The sequence below is a fragment of the Massilia genomosp. 1 genome, from assembly GCF_011682185.1.
In the GTDB taxonomy this organism is placed as follows: domain Bacteria; phylum Pseudomonadota; class Gammaproteobacteria; order Burkholderiales; family Burkholderiaceae_D; genus Telluria_A; species Telluria_A rubra.
The window spans coordinates 1-16,271 of record NZ_WHJF01000070.1; the positions used below are offsets into that span (position 1 = coordinate 1).

Sequence of the window (16,271 nt, forward strand, 5' to 3'; positions counted from 1 at the left end):
GACCGATTTCAAGAAACGAACAACTCTGGCACGTGCTCGCTCAGGCTAAACAGTTACCGTTTTTGCACGTCTTTTAAGAAAAATTTTCAGGTTTCTGATATCCCTTCATAGGGGCTGAACAGTTACGCCGGAACGTTCCCGAAGCCGATTAGTTTAGGGCCTCGCGCTGTGGTCTGGGACTCAAGCGAAATCGCCGGCTGGCAAGAGCAATGCATCGCATCGCATCGGCAAGGTCACGTACCCACAATTAGCGATGTGGGTAGAAGTGTGGGTAGCAATTATGGAAAAAGCCCCATCATAGGGGCTTTTTCTATTAAATGGCGGAAGCGGTGAGATTCGAACTCACGAACGGCTCACACCGTCGCCAGTTTTCAAGACTGGTGCCTTCAACCGCTCGGCCACGCTTCCTGCAGAACGCGATTATACAGAAAACCCCCGGCCTTGGGCAATTTGCCCTCAGCCCATGCCCCACTCCGCAGCGGCAACCCCGACCACAAGCGGTTCCATGACGGTTATCAGGTTCTCCGCCGTCAAGCTCGTCGCCAGCACCCCCTGCAACTTCATCATCGTGACAAAATCCGCCTGCGCACCGGCTGCCCCGTCGGCGTCGAACTGCACCAGCGTGTCGTTCCCGCTTTGCAGGTAACGCAGCACGCCGCTGGCGAACGGGTCGCCCGGCGGCACCGCGCCGCCCAGGAGGGCCGACACGTCGATCCGGTCGCCGCCCGCGCCCACCGCAAAATCGCGCACGCTGAAGATGCTCGTGCCCACGCTCCCCACCACGCCGAAGCGGTCGCTGCCGCCCCCGCCGATGGCCGTCACCAGGTTCGCATTTTGCGTCTGGCGCGTCAGGATGATGACGTCGTCGCCCTCGCCGCCGCTGGCCACCACCCGCCCTTGCGCCAGGTAATCGTTGGCGGTGATCTCGATCCGGTCGCGGCCCGCGCCCCCGAAGGCGCCCACGTCGGCGTCGGTCTGCAACTTGATGGTGTCGTTGCCGCCCCCACCATTGAGCAAGCCATCGATGGCGGCAGTGTTGATCAGGTCGTCCCCCGCCCCGCCGTCGATCACGTAGCTGCCATAGTAGGCGGACATGGAGTCGTTGCCGTTGCCGCCGTTGAGCATATCGTTGCCCTCGCCGAACAGCTGGTCGTCGCCATCGCCGCCATACAGCAAGTCGTCGCCTTCCTTGCCCGCCAGCAAGTCGTCGCCAGCGCCGCCGTACAAGGTGTCGTTTCCTTCTGCGCCAGTCAGGTAATCGCCGCCGGCGCCGCCGTCGAGCAGGTCGTTCCCGTAAGAGCCGTCCAGGTCGTCGACCCCGTCTTCGCCGCGCAACACGTCGGCGCCAAAATAGCCGAGCAGGTGATCGTCGCCGGCCCCGCCGTGGAGGGTGTCGTTGAGCACGCCGCCGAGGATAAAGTCGCTGCCGCCGCCGGCCTGCACCAGCATGCCGTTGAGCGAGCCATCCTGGTTATAGCCTTCGACGAAGTTGTTCGGCAAGACGTCCTGCGCGCGTACGCCGGGCAAGGTGGCCACGGTGCGGAATGTGGCGGCGCCACCAAGGGCGCCGTCGGCGTCGATCTGCACCAGGGTATCGCTGCCTTGCTGCAGCAGGCGCGCGTAGCCGGGGGCGCCGAAGGGATTGCTGTTGTAGTAGGGCTGCAGGGAGCCGATGGCGAGCTTGTCGCCACCGGGGCCGGCCACGAAACCCTCGATGATGATGGTTTCGCCATGCACGCCCTGGGAAAACGCAAACGCGTCGCTGCCGGCGCCGCCGCTGGCGTGTACCATGATCGGCGCCGCCGTTGCATGAAAGCCCAGCGTGTCGTCGCCGTCGCCGCCGGACAGCAGCCACTCGCCGGACGCCGTGCTGCCCGGCGCCGCCCTGGCCGTCAGCGAGTCGTGGCCGGCGCCGCCATACAGGCTGTCGTTGCCGTTGCCGCCTTCGAGCCCGTCGTTGCCGGCGCCGCCCTCAAGCCGGTCGGCCCCGGCGCCGGTGGCGCTCAGGCTGTCGTCGCCCGCGCCACCGATAAGAATGTTGCTGCCGAGATTGTCGGTCAGGAAGTCGCGCCCGTCGCCGCCGCTGACCAGGTCGTCGCCGGCCCCGCCGTCGATCTGGTCGCTGCCGGCCTCGCCGTCGAGCACGTCGTTGCCGGCGTCGCCGAACATGACGTCGTCGCCGGCGCCGCCGAACACGCTGTCGGCGCCGTCGCCGCCGTACAGGCGGTCGCCCGGGCCGTCCTCATCGCCGCCGTCGATGTAGTCGTTGCCGCCCGCGCCGCGAATCAGGTCGGCGCCACCCAGGCCGAAAATCAGGTCGTCGAGCGCGCCGCCGCGCAGGATGTCATTATTGGCGGTGCCGGTCAAGGTCAGGCCGGTCGCCAGGAAATTTGCCGGACGTAACAGCTCGTCGTCGGCCTCGGACAGCATGAAAAATGTGGTCATGGCAATCCCTCGCAGAAGGTTGAATCGAGGCAAGATGGGCGTCGCGCCGGGCGCGGATCGCTATGATGCGCCGTTCCCCGGCCAGTGTCGAGATGCGCCTTGCCACGCCCGTGCGCACGACGGGTGCGTGGCAATCGTCCTGCGCTTGCCCCGGTCAGCCGAGGATGAACGCGGCCGCTGCCGCATCGGCCACGCCCACCAGTTGCACCGGCGCGCCGGCGAGCGCGACCACGTTGTCGCTCGTCATGCTGCTGGCGAGTACGTTTTGCAAGGTCATCAGGGTGGCGGCAAGCAGCGGGCCGGCCGCGCCGTCGGCGTCGAAGCGCACCAGGGTGGCGCTGCCGCTTTGCACGAATTCGAGCACCCCGGCAGGCAAGGCCAGGCCGCTCAGGTCGATCCGGTCGCCTCCGGCGCCGGCCGCGAAATCCTTCACGGTCAGGCTGCCCAGGCGTCCTTCGCCGCGCAGCTGGTAGGTGTCGATGCCGGCCCCGCCGCTGGCGGTCAGCGCCGTGTTGTCAAGCGCCCCGCGCGTGAAGACGATGGTGTCGGCATCCTCGCCGCCGGACGCGAGCACGCGCCCCGCCACCGCTTGCTGCGTTGCGGCGATCTCGATCAGGTCGGCCCCGCGCCCGCCGAACAGGCCGCTGTTGCCGCTGCCCGTGACTTTCAGCAGGTCCTTGCCATAGCCGCCGTTCAGTTGCACGCTGCCGCTGCCGCCATCGAGGGTGTCGTTGCCGGCGCCGCCGTCGAGCACGTCGTCGCCCGCATCAGCATGCAGCGCATCGTCGCCATTGCCGCCGTTCAGGGTGTCATCGCCGGCGCCGCCGCGCAGCACGTCGTTGCCTTCGCCGCCGCTCAGTTCATCGTTGCCGGCGCCGCCATCGTAGCGGTCGTCGCCATCGCCGGCCTTGAGGATGTCGGCGCCCTCGCCGCCGTCCAGCGTATCATTATCGAAGCCGCCGTCGAGCACATCGTCGCCCAGTCCGCCCTGCAGCGTATCGCTCGCGCTGCCGCCGTCGAGCACGTCATTGCCTGCGCCGCCGTCGAGCTTGTCGTTGCCCGCCCCGCCCAGCAGGCTGTCGACGCCATCCTCACCGAACAGCGTGTCGCCACCGGTCTCGCCTTCAAGGCGGTCGTCGCCCGCGCCGCCGTACAGCGTGTCGTTTTCTTCATTGCCCTTGAGCAGATCGTTACCCTGGAAACCAAACAGCTTGTCATCGCCCCAGCCGCCGTCGAGCGTATCGTTGCTGCGCCCGCCGTTGAGCGTTTCGCCATAGTGAAAGCCGGTCAGGACAATGCCGTTCTCGGAGCCGTCCGGATTCATGCCGCCCACAATGTGGCTGGCGGTGAGCTGGGCGGGCACCACGGCGTCGATGGTGAGGATGGTGCGAAAGCTCGCCGCGCTGCCGGCGGCGCCGTCCGCGTCGAACTGCAACTGTGTGCTGTTGCCTTGCTGCTGCACGCGGAGGTAGCCGAGCGCGCCGAACGGGTTGCTGAGGTAATTGCCCGCCACCTGCGGAATCAGGGCGTCCAGGTCGATCGCATCGTTAAGGTAGCCGAGATGCAAGTCGGTGATGGTCACCTGCCCGCCGTGGGCGCCGGCCGCGAACGTGAAGATGTCGCCGCCGTACTCGCCGCCGCTGGCGACGACGTCCTGGAATGCCAGCGAAGGGCCGAAGGTGAGCAGGTCGTTGCCGCTGGTGCCGATCAGCTTGACCACACCTTTGGCGCCGCCCGTAAAATCGGCGATCAGGTGATTATCGCCATAGCCGCCGACAAGGGTATCGCCAACGCCGCCGGTGATGGTGTCGTCGCCGGCGCCGCCGTCGACCTTGTCGCTGCCGGTGCCGGTCGTGACGATGACGTCCCGTCCGTAGCCGCCGAGCACGACGTTGTTGCCTTCGACATCGGTGAGAATGTCGTCGCCATCGTCGCCGTTGAGGTAGTCGTCGCCCGCGCCGCCACCCATGGTATCGTTGCCGTCCCCGCCCACCAGGCTGTCGTTGCCGACTTCGCCGGCCAGCGTGTCGTCGCCGTTGCCGCCGAAGATGCTGTCGATGCCGGCGCCGCCTTGCAACAGGTCGCCATCGTCGCCGCCTTCGACCAGGTCGTCGCCCGCGCCGCCCAGCAGGGTGTCGCTGCCGCCCAGGCCGATCAGGTGTTCGGCGCGTTCGTCGCCTTCGATGCTGTCGGCGCCCGCCGTGCCGGTGAGCACCCGGCCGAAGAAGGCGGCCGAGGGGTCGTAAGCCTGCTTGAAATTGGCGACGCTGAGGCTGGCGGCGCTTACGTTGCGCAGGGTCATGATGTCGAACAGGGGTTTGGCGCCGGCCGCGCCGTCCGGGTCGTAGCGCAGTAGCGTGTCGGCGCCGCGCTGTTCCAGGCGCAGGTAGCCGTCGGCGCCGAACGGATTGCCGGTATAGCTCGACGACAGGTCGGACAGGTACAGGTCGATGACATCGTTTTCCGCGCCCACCGAAAAATCGCTCACAGTCACCTTCGCGATGGTTTGCGCGCTGTACACCGTCAGGCGGTAGCTGTCTTGTCCGCTGCCGCCGCTGGCGTTCACGGTCACCGCCGACGGCGCGTCGGAGATCTCGATGCGGTCGTCGCCGGCGCCGCCGATCAGCTGCACCGTGCCGAACTTGGAGGACCGGTAACCGCCCGCTTGCAGGGTATCGTTGCCAGCGCCCCCATCGAGCAGGCTGTCGCCCGCGTAGTCCACCGACAGCTGGTCATTGCCGGCGCCGCCGAGCACGGTATTCGATCCTGTGCCGCCATCCAGGCGGTCGTCGCCCTCGCCACCGTCGAGCTGGTCGTCGCCGTCCTGGCCGAACAGCCTGTCGTTGCCGGCGCCGCCAAGCAGGGTGTCGCGGCCAGCGCCCGACCAGAACACGTCGGCGCCGCCGTTGCCTTCGTAGCGGTCATTCAGGTGGGAGCCGGAGATGTTGTCGTTGCGCCCGTCGCCGATGAAGGTCTCGCCATCGTCGATGCCGGCCGGGAGGACCTCGCTGGTGGAGATGTTCGGCGCCACCGATGCGGCGGCCACGCCTTCGAGCCGCAGCACGGTCTTGAAGGCGGCCGCCGTGCCCTTGGCGCCGTCGGCGTCGAATTGCAGCACCGTGTCGGCGCCTTCCTGCACCAGTTTCAGATAGCCGCGCTGGCTTGAAAACGGGTCGCCCAGCGACAGCTCGATCCCGGCCAGCAGCTTGCTGAGGTCGATCCGGTCGCCCTCGGGGCCGACGGCGAAATCGGTGACCGTGTAGCCGGCGGGACCGCTCTCGCGTTCCAGCAGGTACACGTCGCGCCCGCCGCCGCCGGTCACGCGCGCCGTACCCTTGTTCAGGAATGCCACGCTGAACAGGTCGTTGCCATCGCCACCGTCGGCCAGGGTGGTGGCGAGCGCCTCATTGGCCCGGGCGCGGATCGTGATGCGGTCGGCGCCGCCGCCGCCGAGATAGGTATCCTGGCCGTCGCCGAGCAAGACATCGTTATCCATGCCGCCGTCGAGCAAGCCGCTGCCGCCCCGTTCGGAGTACAGGAAGTCGACGCCGGCGCCGCCGGACAGCGCAACCTTGCCTTCGTAATCGTTGAGCGTGTCGTGGCCCGCGCCGCCCTGCAGGGTGTCGTCGCCCAGTTCGCCCCTGAGGTCGTCGTTGCCGGCGCCGCCATCGAGGAAGTCGTTGCCGGCGTGGCCGACCAGGACGTCGTCGCCGCGCGCACCGAGAAGCGTGTCGTTGCCGTCGAAGCCGAACAGGGTGTCGCTCCCGGCGTCGGTGTCGTCCGGGTCGTTGCTGACAATGTAGTCGTCGCCCGCATAGCCCCACATCCGGTCCGAGCCACCGTTGCCCGACATCGTGTCGTTGAACTCGGTGCCATACAGGATGTCATCCCCGCTCCACCCCTGCAGATCGCGGCCGGTGCCGGCCACGGTGGTACTCGGGCTGGCCTGGAGGGCATTGGTGCTGGCGAGGTCGGCGTGCTGCTCGGTGACGGCGCTGGAAGTGGTCATGGGGGTCCCGGGAATGATGGTTGCTTGATGGCGTTCAACGTCGATCATGCCCGTACCCGATAGGAATGTACAGGAGTTAAAATTAAACAAAATGTAACAGCATGTGAGCATCCCGCGTACCGCCGCGCGGGATGTCATTGTTGGCGGCGCCGGTCAGACAGCGGGAAGCTGGTCCGGCGTCACGCCCACCAGTTGCACCAGCGCTGCCGACGTATTGATGAAGTTATCCACGGTCAACGCACTGGCTTGCACATTCTGCAAGGTCATGAAGCTGTCGACATGGTTGCTGCCGCCCTCGCCATCGAAGTCGAGCTGCACCAGGGTCGAGGTGCCGCTTTGCACCAGGCGCACATAGCCGAGCCGCAAGGCGTCGCCGGCGCCCATGACGCGCGCGAGCGATTCCGGCAAGTCGATCCGGTCACCGCCCGGGCCGGCGCTGAAGTCCTTGACGACGACGCTTTCCATGTCCGGCAAGCGGTCCAGCCGGTAGGTGTCGATACCGGGTCCGCCAATGGCGGTCAGGCTGCCGCTCCCGGCGTACCCGAGGTGAACGATGACGGTATCGTCGTCCGCTCCGCCCCCGACCACCACGCGTCCCTGGTCGGTGAGGGTGATCTCGAACACATCGCGGCCGCTGCCGCCGAACAGGCCGCTGTCGCCCTGCCCGCGCACTTTCAGATAATCGTTGCCGCTGCCGCCGTTCAGCTGCGCCCCGCCGCGCCCGCCATCGAGGGTATCGTTACCCGCCCCACCGTCGAGCACGCCTTGGCCGTGAATCAGCACCAGTTCATCGTCGCCGTTGCCGCCGAACAGCGTATCGCTGCCCTGGCCGTCCATCAGCAGATCGTTGCCATCGCCGCCGGCAAGCAGGTCATCGCCGCTGCCGCCGTCGAGCGTATCGTTGCCGGCGCCGCCGTTGAGGGTGTCGTTTCCGGCATCGCCTTCGACCAGGTCGGCCCCGCCGCCCCCGTCGACCAGATCGTTGCCGTCATCCCCGTGCAGGCGGTCGTTGCCCTCCTCGCCATACAGCACGTCGTCGCCGGCGTCGCCATTGAGCCCGTCGTCGCCGCCCAAGCCCGCCAGGGTATCGGCACCGGCGCCGCCGTGGAGGTAGTCGTCGCGATGCGATCCCAGGAAGTAGCGGCCGCCTTCGGCGCCGTCGGGACGGTATCGGCTCGCGATATTGGCCGCCTGCAGGCTGCTGGCCAGCACGCCGGAGAGGGTGGCCAGCGTGTGGAAGGTGGCAGCGCCCGCCGCGCCATCGTCATCGCGCTGGAACAAGGTATCGTTGCCGCTCTGGACCAGGCGCAGGTAGCCGGCGCTGCCGAATGGATTGGCGGTGAGCGGGAACAAGGCATCGAGCTTCAACTGGTCGCCGCCGACGCCAACCTGGAAGTCGCGGATCACCGTGCTTTCGCGGTGCTGGTGATTGAGGAAGTAAAACGTATCGATGCCGCTGCCGCCGAGAACATCCACAGTGGAACCGGTAACGTGGTCCGCAATCAAGATCGTATCGTTGCCGGCGCCGCCCAGCACGGTGGTCCTGCGCGGTGCGCGGTCAGACCCCGTCATCACAAGAATCTCGTCGTCGCCGGCCCCGCCGTCGAGCGTGTCGTTGCCTTCTTGTGCGTACAGGACGTCGTCGCCATCGCCGCCGCTGAGCAAGTCGTCACCCTCGCCGCCGGAAAGTGTATCGTTGCCTGCGGTACCGGTCAGTGTCAGCCCCGGCATCCTGGTGTCAAAGGTAAAAGTCGTCATGATCATCCTTGCAAGTGATAAAAAGCTGGAGCGCCAGCGTGTGTAACGTGGCAATATTTACAGCTTGACATCATGCCTTCACGGGATAATCATGTCCAGAAAGAATCTTACATTAGAATAGAAACTCAGCCGGGTTCGGCCCAGCCGGCGCGCAGCGCGGCCTCGAAGGCGGCCGCCGGCAGCGGGCGCGAGAACAGGTAGCCCTGCACTTCATCGCAGCCGGCGTCGCGCAAGAATGCCAGCTGCTGCTGCGTTTCCACGCCTTCGGCAATGACCTTGTGGCGCAGCTGGCGCCCGATGCTGATGATGGTGCTGGCGATGGCGCAGTCGTTGCCGTCGAACGGCAGACCGGTGGTAAACGAGCGGTCGATTTTCAGGGTGTCGATCGGGAAGCGCTTCAGGTACGACAGGCTCGAATAGCCAGTGCCGAAGTCGTCCAGCGACAGGCTCACGCCGAGCGCGGTGATGCGGTCCATGATGGCGATCACGCGCTCGATGTCGTGCATCAGGGTGCTTTCGGTGATTTCCAGTTCCAGCCAGGACGGATCGAGCTGGTAGCGCGCCAGCGTCTCGCTCACGCGCGCCGGCAAGGCGGCCGAAAACTCGCGCGCCGACACGTTCACCGCCAGCCGGAACGGCGGCAGCCCGGCCGCCTGCCAGTGCGCCGCCTGGGCGCAGGCCGCCTCCAACACCCATTCGCCCAGCTGGACGATGAGGCCGGTCGCTTCGGCCAGCGGTATGAATTCGGCCGGCGGCACCAGGCCGCGCTGCGGATGCAGCCAGCGCACCAGCGCCTCGGCGCCGACCAGGGAACGGGTGCCGATGTCGAACTTGGGCTGGTAGTGCAGCAGCAGTTCGCCATCGGCCAGGGCCTGGCGCAAGCCCGATTCGAGGCGCATGCGTTCCTGCATGCCCTGGTTCATGTCGTGACTGTAGAAGGTGACGCTGTCGCCGTCGCCGCCGAGCTTGGCGCGCGCCATGGCGATGTCGGCCACGCGCAGCAAGGCTTCGGCGTCGCCCCCGTCCTGCGGATAGACGCTGATGCCGATGCTGGCGCCCACGCGCAGGTCGTGCCCTTCGATCGGAAAGGGCTCGACCAGCGCCGCCTGCAGCTTGTGCGCCACCGTGGTCGCTTCGAAATGCTCACGGATGTCGAACAGGCCGACCGCGAATTCGTCGCCCGACAGGCGCGCCACCACGTCCTGCTCGCGCAGCACCTGCTTGAAGCGCTGCGCCACCTGCTTGAGCAATTCGTCGCCGGTGGCGCGCCCGAGGGTGTCGTTGAACATCTTGAAGCGGTTCAGGTCGACGAACAGGATGCAGGCGGTGGCGCCCTTGCGCTGGGCCGAGGTCAAGGCCTGGTCGACCAGCTTGGCCATCAGGCTGCGGTTCGGCAGGCCGGTCAGGGCGTCGTAGTAAGCCAGGTGGTGCAGGCGCTCTTCGGCGTGCTTGCGCTCGGTGATATCGGTCAGGTAGGCGATCAGGCCGACCGGGCGCTGCTCGCGGTCGCGCAGCGGCGAGAGCGACAGGCTGGCCCAGAACACCTCGCCCGATTTTTTGCGGCGCCGCACTTCCATCATGCGCCCGCCCTGCTCCACGAAGGCGTCGTGGAAGGCGGTGTCTTCATCGGCGTACAGGAACAGGATGTTGCGCCCCACCGCTTCCTGGGCGCTGTAGCCGAACAGGCGCTCGGCGCCCTTGTTCCAGCTGGTGATGTAGCCGGTCTGGTCCATCGTCAGCACCGACTCGTGGATCTGGTCGAGGATCTGGGCCTGGTGCGACAGCTCCGCTTCGAGGTCGAGGTAAGCCTGGGTCGAGCGCAGCGCGAAGTCGTTGACCTTGAGCAGGCTGGCGGCCAGCGCGGCCAGGCCGGCCAGCAGGCGCGCATCGTGCTCGTCGTAGGCGGCGCGCCCGCCGACCACCAGGCGGCCATAGTCGACGGCGCCGCTGGCGACCGCGCAGGCGAGCCGGGCGCCGGCGCCGTCAAGCGCCGGCCCGCAGGCTTGGCCGGACAGGACGAAGCTGCCGTGCGGGCTGGCCAGCAGCTCGCGCGCAATGCGCCCGAGTTCGGCCGCAAGCTGCTCGCCGCGCAGGTTGAGCACGGCGGCGCACAGCGCGGCACTACTGGTCAGGAAATCGGTCGCGGGGCTGACATGCATCCTACAGGTTCCTGCCGACCTGGATCGCCCAGTGATAGGCGTGCAGCTGGCTTTGCCACCATTGCGCATGGTCGATGCCGAGCGCGGCCAGTTGCGCCGGCGCCGCCACGCCTTGTTCCACCAGGCGCAGCTGTTCGCCGAGGCGCCCTTCTCGCAGCAGCAGCGCTTCGGCCGCGGCCGGCGCCAGGCCGAGCGCGCCGACGATGTCTTCCATCGGCATGCCGAACAGCACGTCGAGCAGCGAAAACACGCCGGTCATGAAAGCCACATCCTGTTGCTCGCGTTCGCCGCCCTGCAACTTGCACAGGCATTCGAGCTGGGCCGCGCGCAAGGCGGCCAGCGGCAGCAGCGGATTGGCCATGCCGTCGGGCTGCTGGCGCGCGTACAGCAGCAGTTGCAGCCAGCGCTGCAACTGGCGCCGGCCCAGCAGGTTGATGGCCTGGCCGAAGCTGGTGATCTGGGTGCTGAGCGCGAACGCGGCCGAGTTGACCAGCTTGAGCAAGTGGTAGGACAGCGCCGGGTCCTGCTTGAGCAATTGCTCGAGCTCGCGCGATTCGGCATCGCGCGCCAGCAGGCCCAGCAAGGCCAGCAGGCGCTTGCGCGAGGTGCCGTCATGCGCCTTGGCCTGCGGCGAGGGATGCAGCGGCCAGTCGCCGGCCAGCCATTCGAAGCCGGCCTCGACGCAGTCGGCAAAGCGCGCCGCGCTGTCGACCCGGTACGCCAGGTGCGGGCCGAACAGGGACAGGACCTGGTATCGACCGCCGCGCGCGACAGGCAAGCCCGCGCCGCAATCGAGCGCGACCGCGCGCAAGGCCGGCGCCAGCTTGACGCTGTCGTCGGCCGGGCCGTCGAGCAGCACGCGGTAACCCTGCTCGTGCAGCGCCAGCGTTTGCTTGACCAGGGCCTGGTCGGCCAGCACGGCGGCGCTGACCGCAAAGATCACGCGGTTGGGCGGCGTCAGCGCCAGCAGCGACGGGGTCAATACGGCGGGCGAGGCGAGCGGCACGATGCAGTCGAGCGGCGCGATGGCGGTGAGCAGGCCGGGCGCGCCGAACACCTGTTGCAAGGCGGCCGCGTGAGCGGCGCCGGGAGCGCCGCCGACCCGCACGATCAGCGCCAGCCACTCGTTTTGCGCGTTGGCCGCCGCGTGCATCTCTACCAACGGGAACGGTGTTGTATCGAAGGCGGCCATCGGCATCTTTGCGTTAGTGGGTTAGGTAATCTTAGTTGAGATAATGATAGGAAGCAACCACTTCCTGGCTCGGGCGATAGCAGTTCGTCATCATTACTTCGCGCGAAAGCAGAAGGATACTAGCTTCCTTCAAAACGTGCGTGCTGCACGGCATATCTGATCAGTTCGGCCTGCCCTTCGATGCCGAGTTTGCGCTTGATATTGAGGCGGTGCGTTTCCACGGTGCGTACCGAGAGGTCGAGCGTGCGCGCGATTTGCTTGTTGGAATGCCCGCCGGCCAGTTGCTGCAACACTTCCTGCTCGCGCGCCGAGAGCTGGTTCTCTTGCACGCCGGGACGGGCCAGCTGGCGCGCCAGCGCGGCGCTGTAGTAAATACCGCCCGCCATCACGGTTTCGATGGCGAGCACGATATCCTTGCCCGGCGCATCCTTGAGCACGTAGCCGCGCGCGCCGGCCTGCATCGCCTGGCTGACGTATTCGACCTTGTCGTGCATCGACAGGATCAGCACCGCGATGGCCGGGAATTGCTGGCGGAAACGGGCGCTCGCTTCGATGCCGCTGATGCCGCGCATGTTGATGTCCATCAGCACCAGGTCGATGGCGTGATCAAAGGCCTGGCGCAGCGCCTCTTCGGCGCCGTCGGCCTCGGCCACCACGCGCAAATGCGGCACCGCTTCGAGGCGCGCGCGCAAGCCGTCGCGCACCAGGGGGTGGTCGTCCACCAGCAGGATATGAATCAGCTTGCTCATGCGCGTGTACCCTTGCCTGGCTTGCCTGGCTTGCCTGGCTTGCCTGGCTTGCCTGGCTTGCCTGGCAGTGGGGCCGCCGCTTGCACCGAGGTGCCGGCCGCGGACGAGGTGATGGCCAGTTGGCCGCCGATGGCGTCCATCCGTTCCATCATGTTGCGCAGGCCGATGCCGCGCTTGGGGTGGATTGCCACGCTGGCGGCGTCGAACCCGGCGCCGTCGTCGGCGATCGTCAGCGTCACATTGTTGTCCTCGCGCGCCAAGGTGATGTCGACCTGGCGCGCGCCGGCGTGGCGCTCGATATTGGTCAGCGCTTCCTGGGCGATGCGAAACAGCACCGTGTTGGCCACGTCCGGCAAGCCATCGGTAACCCCGCGCGCGACAAAGCGCACCGGCAGCGCGCTGTTCTGGGTCGCTTCGTGCGCCAGGTGCTCGAGCGCGGCGGCCAGGCCCAGGTCGTCGAGGATGGCCGGGCGCAGGTTGTGCGAGATGCGCCGCACCTCGCCCAGCACATCGTTGAGCTGGCCGGCGGTGTGCTCGAAACTGGCGCGCGCCTTTTGCTGCTGGTCGGCGTCGCCGCCGAGGCGGATCACGCCCGCCTCGATCTGCAGCTTGATCGACACCAGCCACTGGCTGATGCCGTCGTGCAGGTCGCGCGACAGGCGCGCCCGCTCCTGCTCCTGCGACTCGACCACGCGCTGGGCCAGCACCTTGAGCTTGGCGTCGGCCACGCGCAGCTCGCTGATGTTGAGGGCCAGCCCGGAACTGGCCACCACCAGCGCGCTGACGATCGCCAGCAGCGCGATCCACTGCATGGTACTCTGGATATTGCGCGACTGCTGGGCGTCGATCTTGGCCAGCGCGGCGTCCACATCGTCCAGGTAAATGCCGGTGCCCAGCATCCAGCCCCAGTTCTCGATCGGGACCACATAGCCGAGCTTGGGCGCCGACTTGTTGATCGACGGCTTGGCCCAGATGTAGCGTTGCAGCCCGCCGCCGGCCCTGGCGCGTTCCACCAGGCGCTGGATGGTCGGCTCGCCGTTGACGTCGCGCATCTCCCACAGGTTGCGCCCCACCAGTTCCGGCTGGCGCGGATGCATCAGGCTGTTTCCCTGGAAATCATAGACGAAGAAATAGCCGTCATCGCCATAGCTCAGGGTCGACAGGATGCGCTTGGCTTCGTCCAGGGTGGCCTGGTCGCGCTTGCCGGAATCGACCAGATGCGCGACCGAGCGCGTGGCCAGGTCCACGTAATGCTTGAGTTCGGCTTCCTTGCTGGCCAGCCAGGCTTGCTGGATGGTGTCGCGCTGCTGCTGGGCCAGGGTGATGGCCTGGTGGCGCACGAACAGCGCGATCGTACACAGCGCCAGGATCAGCGGCGTGATCGCGAGAAAGATGACCTTTTGCCTTAACTTCATACAACGCCCGGCCTGCCATTGACGGCTTTGTGAACAAGCCACGATTCTACGACGCCGGCGGCCGTGGCGGCTACGTAGTAACACGCAAGGCGCTGCGTAGTGCTGCGCTTGCTGCACAGGCAAGCCCATTCGATACTGAATCACGCTGTGCGCAATTGCACCGGCTTTGACCGGTCCAGCCAGCACGGACGATCACAACACCTTGGAGGAGTCACCATGAAACGTCTGTCAAGCCAGCTCGGCTGGGCTGCGCTATCGATTTTCGGCGCCTGCGCGCTCGGCACCATCGCGCTCAAGCGCGGCGAAGCCATCAATGCAATCTGGATCGTCGCCGCGGCCGTCTGCGTGTACCTGATCGCCTACCGCTTCTACAGCTCTTTTCTGGCCGACAAGGTGCTCGGGCTCGACGCGCGGCGCCAGACCCCGGCCGAGAAGTTCAACGATGGCCTCGACTACGTTCCCACCAATAAATATGTGCTGTTCGGCCACCATTTCGCGGCGATTGCCGGCGCCGGACCCCTGGTCGGCCCGGTGCTGGCCGCGCAGATGGGCTACCTGCCCGGCATGATGTGGATCCTGGCCGGCGTGGTGCTGGCCGGCGCGGTGCAGGATTTCATCATCCTGTTCATCTCGACGCGCCGCGACGGCCGCTCGCTGGGCGACCTGATCAAGTCGGAACTGGGCGACATTCCGGGCGTCATCGCCCTGCTCGGCACCTTCATGATCATGGTCATCATTCTCGCGGTGCTGGCGCTGATCGTGGTCAAGGCCCTGACCGGTTCGCCGTGGGGCAGCTTCACCGTCATGGCCACCATTCCGATCGCCCTGTTCATGGGCGTGTATTCGCGCTTCGTGCGGGTGGGACGGATCGGCGAAGTGTCGCTGATCGGCTTCGTGCTGCTGATGCTGGCCATTATCGGCGGCCAATATGTGCAGGAACACGCCGTGCTCGGTCCCATGTTCACCTTCACCGGCACCGAACTGACCTGGATGCTGATCGGCTACGGTTTTGTCGCTTCCGTGATTCCCGTGTGGCTGCTGCTGGCGCCGCGCGACTACCTGTCCACCTTCCTCAAGATCGGCACCATTGTCGGCCTGGCGATCGGCATCCTGATCGTGGCGCCCGACCTCAAGATGCCGGCCATGACCAAATTCATCGACGGCAGCGGCCCGGTCTGGTCGGGCAGCCTGTTCCCCTTCCTGTTCATTACCATCGCCTGCGGCGCGGTGTCGGGCTTCCACGCGCTCATCTCGTCGGGCACCACGCCCAAGATGATCGAAAACGAACGGCACATGCGCTTCATCGGCTATGGCGCGATGCTGATGGAATCGTTCGTCGCCATCATGGCGCTGGTGGCCGCCTCGACCATCGAGCCGGGCATCTACTTCGCCATGAACAGCCCGGCCGCCATTCTGGGCACGACGGCCGACTCGGCGGCGGCGGCGGTGACGCAGATGGGCTTCTACATCACGCCCGAGATGCTGACCCAGACCGCGCAAGACGTCGGCGAGAGCAGCATCATCTCGCGCGCCGGCGGTGCCCCGACCCTGGCGGTGGGCATGGCCAACATCTTGTCGAACGTCATCGGCGGCAAGACCATGATGGCCTTCTGGTACCACTTCGCGATCCTGTTCGAAGCCCTGTTCATCCTCACGGCGGTGGACGCCGGCACCCGCGCCGGGCGCTTCATGCTGCAGGACTTGCTGGGCACGTTTGCGCCATCGCTCAAGCGCACCGGATCGATTCCGGCCAACCTGATCGCCACCTCCCTGTGCGTGGCGGCCTGGGGCTACTTCCTGTACCAGGGCGTGGTCGATCCGCTCGGTGGCATCAACACCTTGTGGCCGCTGTTCGGCATCGCCAACCAGATGCTGGCCGGCATTGCCCTGATCCTCGCCACCTGCGTGCTGTTCAAGATGAAGCGCGCCAACTACGCGTGGGTGACCATGGTGCCTACCGCCTGGCTGCTGGCCTGCACCCTGACCGCCGGCTGGCAGAAGATTTTTCACGACAACGTGCGCATCGGTTTCGTGGCGCACGCGCAGAAATTCCAGGCCGCGATCGACCAGGGCGTGGTGCTCGCGCCCGCCAAGTCGATGGCGCAGATGCACCAGATCGTCTTCAACGATTACCTGGACGCCTCGCTGGCGGGCTTTTTCATGTTCGTGGTGCTGTCGGTGCTGGTGTTCGGGGCGCGCACGGTGTTCAAGGCGCGCGCCGACGCCGCGCCGAGTTCGATGGAAACCCCGTTCGTCGCCAGCGCGGCCAGTCCGGCATGAGCATGTTCGATCACCTGGCGGACGCCGGGCGCGGACTGGCCCAGGCTGGCCGCTATCTCGGGCAAAGCATGCGCCTGATGGTGGGCTTACCCGAGTACGACACCTACGTGGCGCACATGGAGGCGACCCATCCGGGCCAGCCGATGATGAGCTACGAAGCGTTTTTCCGGGAGCGCCAGGAAGCGCGCTACGGCGGCGCGGGCAAGCGCGGCGGGTGTTGCTGACAGGCGCGCGCAAAGCACCAGAAAAGGGACGCTGCGACCG

10 protein-coding genes and 1 tRNA gene are annotated in these 16,271 nt (G+C 66.7%); 3 read left to right on the top strand and 8 right to left on the bottom strand.

The features are described 5' to 3' along the window. The first annotated feature begins 114 nt into the window (after positions 1 to 114). Positions 115 to 333 (top strand): helix-turn-helix transcriptional regulator, encoded by a 219-nt coding sequence (locus F1735_RS22580; protein WP_167239040.1) that lies wholly within the window; start codon positions 115 to 117, stop codon positions 331 to 333. Here the strand turns inward: F1735_RS22580 and F1735_RS22585 are convergent. The 8 genes from F1735_RS22585 to F1735_RS22620 form a co-directional block, all read right to left on the bottom strand. Continuing rightward, positions 319 to 408, bottom strand: a tRNA-Ser gene (locus F1735_RS22585). The genes F1735_RS22580 and F1735_RS22585 overlap by 15 nt on opposite strands. 48 nt (positions 409 to 456) lie before the next feature. Next, positions 457 to 2,445 (bottom strand): calcium-binding protein, encoded by a 1,989-nt coding sequence (locus tag F1735_RS22590; protein ID WP_167239024.1) that lies wholly within the window; start codon positions 2,443 to 2,445, stop codon positions 457 to 459. Positions 2,446 to 2,599: 154 nt separating this feature from the next. Next, positions 2,600 to 6,454 (bottom strand): calcium-binding protein, encoded by a 3,855-nt coding sequence (locus F1735_RS37915; RefSeq protein ID WP_167239025.1) that lies wholly within the window; start codon positions 6,452 to 6,454, stop codon positions 2,600 to 2,602. Between the two features lie 153 nt (positions 6,455 to 6,607). Further along, entirely contained in the window at positions 6,608 to 8,212 is a 1,605-nt protein-coding gene (locus F1735_RS37495) for a calcium-binding protein (RefSeq protein WP_167239026.1), read from the bottom strand. A gap of 125 nt (positions 8,213 to 8,337) precedes the next feature. Next, positions 8,338 to 10,371, bottom strand: coding sequence for a putative bifunctional diguanylate cyclase/phosphodiesterase (locus F1735_RS22605; RefSeq protein WP_167239027.1), 2,034 nt, complete (start codon positions 10,369 to 10,371; stop codon positions 8,338 to 8,340). A gap of 1 nt (position 10,372) precedes the next feature. Continuing rightward, the gene (locus F1735_RS22610) at positions 10,373 to 11,569 is read right to left on the bottom strand and encodes an HDOD domain-containing protein (RefSeq protein ID WP_308627935.1); all 1,197 of its coding nucleotides are present in this window, start codon (positions 11,567 to 11,569) and stop codon (positions 10,373 to 10,375) included. 113 nt (positions 11,570 to 11,682) lie between these two features. After that, complete coding sequence (locus tag F1735_RS22615; protein ID WP_167239028.1) at positions 11,683 to 12,312, bottom strand: response regulator; 630 nt, start codon at positions 12,310 to 12,312, stop codon at positions 11,683 to 11,685. Continuing rightward, positions 12,309 to 13,727: a cache domain-containing protein gene (locus F1735_RS22620; RefSeq protein ID WP_167239029.1), complete on the bottom strand. Its 1,419-nt coding sequence runs from the start codon at positions 13,725 to 13,727 to the stop codon at positions 12,309 to 12,311. Before F1735_RS22620 ends, F1735_RS22615 begins: the two co-directional genes overlap by 4 nt. A gap of 216 nt (positions 13,728 to 13,943) precedes the next feature. On the opposite strand from F1735_RS22620, the gene F1735_RS22625 reads away from it, so the two are divergent. Next, complete coding sequence (locus F1735_RS22625) at positions 13,944 to 16,007, top strand: carbon starvation CstA family protein (RefSeq protein ID WP_167239030.1); 2,064 nt, start codon at positions 13,944 to 13,946, stop codon at positions 16,005 to 16,007. After that, on the top strand, positions 16,004 to 16,231 hold the full coding sequence (locus F1735_RS22630; protein WP_229505906.1) for a YbdD/YjiX family protein: 228 nt from the start codon (positions 16,004 to 16,006) through the stop codon (positions 16,229 to 16,231). The genes F1735_RS22625 and F1735_RS22630 overlap by 4 nt, the downstream gene beginning before the upstream one ends. Positions 16,232 to 16,271: the final 40 nt, after the last annotated feature.

Coding starts and splice junctions, on each gene's coding strand:
- F1735_RS22605 (WP_167239027.1), bottom strand. CDS start 10,371: ATGCATGTCAGCCCCGCGACCGATTTCCTGACCAGTAGTGCCGCGCTG.
- F1735_RS22620 (WP_167239029.1), bottom strand. CDS start 13,727: ATGAAGTTAAGGCAAAAGGTCATCTTTCTCGCGATCACGCCGCTGATC.
- F1735_RS37915 (WP_167239025.1), bottom strand. CDS start 6,454: ATGACCACTTCCAGCGCCGTCACCGAGCAGCACGCCGACCTCGCCAGC.
- F1735_RS22590 (WP_167239024.1), bottom strand. CDS start 2,445: ATGACCACATTTTTCATGCTGTCCGAGGCCGACGACGAGCTGTTACGT.
- F1735_RS22630 (WP_229505906.1), top strand. CDS start 16,004: ATGAGCATGTTCGATCACCTGGCGGACGCCGGGCGCGGACTGGCCCAG.
- F1735_RS37495 (WP_167239026.1), bottom strand. CDS start 8,212: ATGACGACTTTTACCTTTGACACCAGGATGCCGGGGCTGACACTGACC.
- F1735_RS22615 (WP_167239028.1), bottom strand. CDS start 12,312: ATGAGCAAGCTGATTCATATCCTGCTGGTGGACGACCACCCCCTGGTG.
- F1735_RS22610 (WP_308627935.1), bottom strand. CDS start 11,569: ATGCCGATGGCCGCCTTCGATACAACACCGTTCCCGTTGGTAGAGATG.
- F1735_RS22625 (WP_167239030.1), top strand. CDS start 13,944: ATGAAACGTCTGTCAAGCCAGCTCGGCTGGGCTGCGCTATCGATTTTC.